The sequence below is a fragment of the Atribacter sp. genome, from assembly GCF_035418125.1.
In the GTDB taxonomy this organism is placed as follows: domain Bacteria; phylum Atribacterota; class Atribacteria; order Atribacterales; family Atribacteraceae; genus Atribacter; species Atribacter allofermentans.
Genome location: NZ_DAOLQM010000133.1, coordinates 1 through 5,917 on the forward strand (window position 1 = coordinate 1; position 5,917 = coordinate 5,917).

At 41.2% G+C, this 5,917-nt stretch carries 5 protein-coding genes; 2 read left to right on the forward strand and 3 right to left on the reverse strand.

Annotation, left to right across the window (positions count from 1 at the left end):
* The first annotated feature begins 136 nt into the window (after positions 1-136).
* Entirely contained in the window at positions 137-1,054 is a 918-nt protein-coding gene (locus PLK24_RS07410; protein WP_324477766.1) for a nucleoside hydrolase, read from the forward strand.
* Positions 1,055-1,277: 223 nt separating this feature from the next.
* On the forward strand, positions 1,278-2,144 hold the full coding sequence (locus PLK24_RS07415; protein ID WP_324477768.1) for an SDR family NAD(P)-dependent oxidoreductase: 867 nt from the start codon (positions 1,278-1,280) through the stop codon (positions 2,142-2,144).
* Here PLK24_RS07415 and hydF read toward each other — a convergent pair.
* The 3 genes from hydF to hydE form a co-directional block, all read right to left on the reverse strand.
* Entirely contained in the window at positions 2,125-3,345 is a 1,221-nt protein-coding gene (gene hydF, locus PLK24_RS07420; RefSeq protein ID WP_324477770.1) for a [FeFe] hydrogenase H-cluster maturation GTPase HydF, read from the reverse strand. The two genes, PLK24_RS07415 and hydF, sit on opposite strands and share 20 nt — an antisense overlap.
* A 229-nt stretch (positions 3,346-3,574) precedes the next feature.
* Positions 3,575-5,008 carry a [FeFe] hydrogenase H-cluster radical SAM maturase HydG gene (gene hydG / locus PLK24_RS07425; RefSeq protein WP_324477772.1) on the reverse strand — a complete coding sequence of 478 codons (1,434 nt, stop codon included), beginning with the start codon at positions 5,006-5,008 and terminating at the stop codon, positions 3,575-3,577.
* A partial coding sequence (gene hydE, locus PLK24_RS07430) for a [FeFe] hydrogenase H-cluster radical SAM maturase HydE (protein WP_324477774.1) occupies positions 4,989-5,917 on the reverse strand: 929 nt, incomplete at its 5' end. The genes hydE and hydG, both read right to left, overlap by 20 nt.

Below are 5,917 nucleotides of genomic sequence, written 5' to 3' on the forward strand. Positions count from 1 at the left end.
CAGTCTGGCTTTCTATTGGAAAATGATCAGAGTATTCAATTCCAATCACTAGATGGAAAGAATATTCAAACGGTTTCACCTTTTCAAATATTTGAATTCACTCTGAAAAAAGGAAAGCGAAATTTAGGAGGCTAAAATGCTAAAGATTATTCTTGATACTGACATAGGATCCGATGTTGATGATGCCATGGCTCTGCTTTTTGCCCTTCATACTCCAGAATTGGATATCAAAGGTGTGACCACCGTTTATGGTGATGTTCATATGCGAGCGCTAATTGCCCTAAGGCTTATAGATTTGGATGGGAAGAAGGGGATTCCAGTTGCTATTGGATCGGAATTTCCCTTGCTTCGGGAAAGAGATATCTGGAAAGATGGCATTGAGGGGAAGGGGATAATTACCGGAGAAGAGACTGATCTCGTTCCCATCAATGAATCAGCAGTGGATTTTATCATTCGAATGGTCCATGAAAATCCTGGAGAAATTGTTTTGGTTGCTATAGGGCCTTTAACCAATCTCGCGGTTGCCTTAATTAAAGATCCAACTATAATTCCGAAGATAAAAGAGATCATTTTTATTGGCGGAATGGCTCGAGTGAGTGACAATAGCTTGGACGTACCGGCTATAGAATACAATGTTCGTTGCGATCCAGAAGCTGCAAGATTCGTCTTCCGTTCGGGCGTTCCAATGGTGATGTTAGGCATGGATGTAACCCGAAGAAATGCAACTTTTATCGATAGTAAAGATTTAAAGAAAATTAGAGAAGTTGGAGCTCCAGTTCATCTTGTGGCGGCAACCCTGCTCGAGATTTATTGGGATTATCTTCGGAAAGATGGGAGTTGGATGCACGATGCCCTGGCTCTGGCTTTTGCCATTGATCGTTCTTTAGTTAAAACCAGAAAATTATTTGTAGAAATCGAAACCAAGGGTATTTGCACAACTGGCCTCACTCTGGTGACCGACCAAAATGATAGAAACAATACTAAGGTTGGGGTTTCACTTGATGAGGAGCGATTTCTTCCATTTTTTATGGAACGGGTCTGTCGCCAAGCTTAAAATTTATAAAAGTGAGTGAATTTGGTGTTTCCCTTTTGTCTCTCTATGCTAAAGAGGAAGATTGAGTTCTAAGTAAATATTATCATTCTCACCTGTTGTTGGGTAGGTGGTTTGGCTGGCTACCGTGTAGATGCATCTTATAGCTGAAAAAATCAAACCACAAAAAATGAATTAAAATTTTAGGGGCGCAATTGATTGCGCCCAATTTTTTTATTGTTGCGACATGCCATGGCAAATCTTGGGTTATCGAAGTTTTTTTAGTACCATGATAGCGACATTAAGGTCTCTCCTGATTATCTCAAAAAGCGCATGGTATAATGACCAAGAAATAACTGAAAGGAAAGGAGAGATTGATCTGTCTCGAACCATATCTTTAAAAAATAGGGTAGCTATAGTAACAGGTGCCAGTCGGGGGATAGGGAGGTCAATAGTCAAATCCTTAGCCGATGAAGGAGTTCACTTGGCACTGGTTGCACGTTCGCTGGAAAAGATGAAAACCCTAGAACAAGAAATCCAAACCAAAAGGATAAAAGTTCGCATTTTTCCGGTTGATATTGCTGACCCAGATGTTCCCGAAGAAGTTGTTAAAGAAACCATCGAGGAGTTCGGGAGATTGGATTTTCTTATTAATAACGCGGGGATAGCTCTCTCTAAACCTTTAATTGAAACCACTGTCGAGGAATGGGATCGACAAATGATGGTCAACGCTCGAGCTCCTTTTTTATTTTCCCGAGAAGCTATTCCTTATTTAAAAAAATCTGATACGCCCTCGATAGTAAATATTTCCTCGGTGGTTGGCTATAAAGGATACGTTCTCCAAGGAGCCTATACGGCATCAAAACATGCTCTCATGGGAATGACCAAGGTGCTTGCTCAGGAAGTGCACCAGGATGGTATTCGAGTCTATGTGATATCTCCAGGAGGAGTCGATACCGACCTGGCTTGGAATATGAGACCAGATCTCGATCGATCCATTCTCATCTCACCTCAAGAAATTACCGACCTTATTCTTTACCTTCTTAAGCACCGAGGAAACGCCATGATTGATGAGATCAATGTTCGTCGGGTTACTAACCAACCCTGGAAGTGAAGAGAGAGTTAAATTCCGGAAAAACTTCTAACACCCGGGGAATCAACCCCTGAACATAGGCGATAAAAACGCCATAATTGGTGATTGCCACTCCTGACTCTCGAGCAGAATGAAGACGATACAGCATCTCCTTATGGTTGATCATGCATCCTCCGCAGTGGATAATAAGCCGATATTCATTGATGTTTTCCGGAAAGTCGTTACCGGCGGTAATATCAACTTCAATATCAAAGCCAACTCTTTGTCGAAGCCAGCGGGGTATTTTCAGTCGTCCAATATCATCGGCCTGGGGATGATGGGTGCAAGCTTCAGCTATCAGAACCTTGTCCGTCGACTTCAGAGAGTCAATCACCCGAACTCCTTCAACCAGAGTGGTTAAATCTCCTTTGTTTCGAGCGAATAAAATCGAAAAACTGGTCAAAGGGTGATCAGGAGGGAGGACTGCGGCAACCTTGTGAAAAACCTGAGAATCGGTAACCACCAAACCAGGGGGATATTTTTGCTTATTCAAAATTTCAGCTAACTCATTTTCTTTGGCAATAATAGCTGAAGCTCCGATATCTAATATTTCACGTATAGTTTGAACCTGGGGGAGAATCAGCCGTCCCTTGGGAGCACCAATATCAATCGGGACAACCAAAAGCACTACATCACCAGATTGAATTAAATCTTTGATTAAGGGTTTTTCTTCATACTGACGTTTTAGAATTTCAACCAATGAATTTTTTAATATATCGATGCCTTTTCCGGTTTGAGCATCGGTTTCAAAAAGAGGGATCTGGAACTGATCGAGTTCTGTATTCTGAAGAATTTTTTCATTGGTTTTGTTTTGAACCCCAATGGTGTAAATTTTGTTTTCTTTGAGCAAAGCGATCAGTTCTTTTTCAAAGAAAAAATCTCCCCCCTGGTTATCCCAAACCAATATAGCGACATCACAACGGCGAAGGATTTCCAATGATTTCTTTTTTCTTAATTCACCTAAAAACCCTTGGTCATCTAAACCAGCAGTATCGATAAAAACTACTGGTCCAAAAGGTAAGAGTTCCATAGATTTGAAAACCGGATCGGTAGTGGTTCCTGGCTCACTGGAAACAATGGCAACTTCTTGATTAGTCAGAGCGTTGATCAGTGATGATTTGCCGACATTTCTCCGGCCAAAAATACCAATATGGGGTCGAAGGCTTCGTGGAGTTCCGTTCATGACTGTAACCTCCAATTATTTTTATCCTGAAAACCAGCGGGCATGATAAATCAAGCCCCTACAAAAAAAATAAAATTGTAGAGGCATAATGTATTGTGCCCGATTAATGTAGCGACCTGTCATGGCATGTCGAATTTTGGGCTTTCGCCCTCATCCTCATCATCTCCCATTAAGGGAAAAAGTAAAAATGATCAGAAGAAAATTATAAAAAAAATAACACCGTCTCCGGTTAAAAATATAAATCTCGTTCGCCATTTTCGATGAGTTTTAGGCGTTCCTCAGTTAGTTTTCTCACCTGTAAATTAGGAATGGCTTCAAGATGTTCCTTGATAGTTTTTTTGCCTATTTTTTTAGTTTCCTCCGAAGCATAATCTTCTAAAAATTCCTTAAAAGTAAGGATGGCATTAGGCTGACACACATTCTGAATTTGTCCGGATTTTGCTAAAGGCATGAAACGATCTCCAGTTCGCCCTTTACGGTAGCAAGCGGTACAAAAGCTGGGAATATAACCCGATTGGCATACACTCCTCAAGACTTCATCGGGGCTGCGGTGGTCTTCCACTTGAAATTGTGGAGAATCCTGAATTATTCCAGCACTTTCCTTTATTTGATCATATTCTTCCCGATATCCACCAACACCGGTACAAGAACCAGCACTAAGCTGAGAAATCCCCAACGAAGCTAACTCATCTCGAAAAGAGGCTTTTTCCCGGGTGGAAAGGATGATTCCGGTATAGGGAACTGATAGACGGAGCACGGCGATGATTTTACGAAATTCATCGTCATTGACTAGGTGTTGAGAGAGGAGTGAGTCAACTCCCAAAGCAGGCCGCAAACGAGGTACCGAAATAGTGTGCGGGCCAACTCCAAATACTTCTTCCAAATGAAGAGCATGCTGTAGCAAGCTGAGAACTTCAAATTTATAATTGTAGAGGCCAAACAAAACCCCAGCACCGACATCGTCGATGCCGGCTTCCATAGCCCGGTCCAAAGCAGTGGTGTGATAATCATAATCATTTTTTGGTCCCTGTGGATGCATGTATTGATAGGTTTCACGATGGTAGGTTTCCTGGAAAAGAATGTAAGTTCCAATTTTGGCTTCTTTCAATTTTCGGTAGTTATTGACGGTGGTAGCGGCAATATTGACGTTTACCCTCCGAATGCTTCCTTTTCCCTCGTTGACCCCATATATAGTATGAATGGTTTCAAGTATGTAATCCAAAGGACAGTTCACCAGATCTTCTCCGGCTTCTAAGGCTAATCTTTTGTGGCCCATGGACTCAAGGATCTTCACTTCTTCAATGACTTCTTCTTGACTTAAGCGACGACGATGAAAATCGTTATCTTGCCGATACCCACAATATCGGCAATTATTAATACAGTAATTGCTTATGTAAAGAGGAGCAAAAAAAACCAGTCTTTTTCCGTAAATTTTTAATTTAATCTCCTGAGCAACTTTATAAATCTCGGTTAATATTTCAGGGTCTTCAACCTGAAGGAGAACGGCACATTCTTCAGGAGAAAGACCTTGGGCCATTCGGGCTTTCTCGATGATATCCATAATTTCTTTTCGATGACGATATTCTCCCTTTTCTAATAAATTCTCAATACTATTTTCGTCGATAAAATCAGCTTTTTTTCTTTCATTGAGAACCAAAACCATGATAAACCTCCTTTTTGGTTAAAGAATATGTTTTTATTTTTACCGCGTGACCATAACTCATCGAAATGGTCCGATTCATTTCTTTCAAGAGTTTTTTTAGCTTGTTCACACTTTGTTCGGGGTCTTCGATAATGTCGATTTTTTGAGGATAAATGACATATTGGTCGCGAACTGTTAAAGGCGTGAAGTTGGGCATGATGACATTTGCTCCCGATTCTAAGGCTAAACGGCGAGCATCATCATTTACTGTGCTGATGGCAGTGGTGGCTGGAAGATGGATGGTCGGAAGAATGATTCGGGTAATAGCCAGAATTTTTAAGGTTTCCGTGAGAGAACCGGCAGAAGAACCAACTAAAGGCGTGTCGGGATGGGGAAGAAAGGGGCCAATACCAGCCATTTCAACATTTAATTTTTTCATCAGAAGAACATCATCAATTAGCGATGTTAAAGTTTGACCGGGGAGCCCAACCATATTTCCCGAACCAATTTGGTAACCGAGGTCTTTTAAATCCAACAAGCATTCGATTCGATCTTGAAGGTTTTTCCCTGGTCTTAATTTCTGGTAGAGAATAGGGTCAGCGGTTTCGTGTTTTAATAAATAGCGATCAGCTCCGGCATTCCGCCAGATTTGATAACTCTGATGGGGGTGTTCTCCTACGGATAAGGTAATCGCAACGTCAAAATGCTTTTTAATGAATTCGATGAGCCGCGCAATATCCTCAGGTTGATAAAACCGGTCTTCTCCTGATTGAAGGACGATAGTTTTCAATCCGTAATTGACTGCAGTCTGAACTGATTGAAAAATTTCCTGATTGGTTAAGCGATACCTGGAAATTTTTCGATTTTCTGCCCGCAATCCACAGTAGAGACAATGACAGGAACAGTAATTAGAAAACTCAATAATCCCCC

What these genes read in the sequence shown, in the direction of transcription:
- hydG (WP_324477772.1), bottom strand. Translation starts at nt 5,008, where the DNA reads ATGGTTTTGGTTCTCAATGAAAGAAAAAAAGCTGATTTTATCGACGAA.
- hydF (WP_324477770.1), bottom strand. Translation starts at nt 3,345, where the DNA reads ATGAACGGAACTCCACGAAGCCTTCGACCCCATATTGGTATTTTTGGC.
- PLK24_RS07410 (WP_324477766.1), top strand. Translation starts at nt 137, where the DNA reads ATGCTAAAGATTATTCTTGATACTGACATAGGATCCGATGTTGATGAT.
- PLK24_RS07415 (WP_324477768.1), top strand. Translation starts at nt 1,278, where the DNA reads ATGCCATGGCAAATCTTGGGTTATCGAAGTTTTTTTAGTACCATGATA.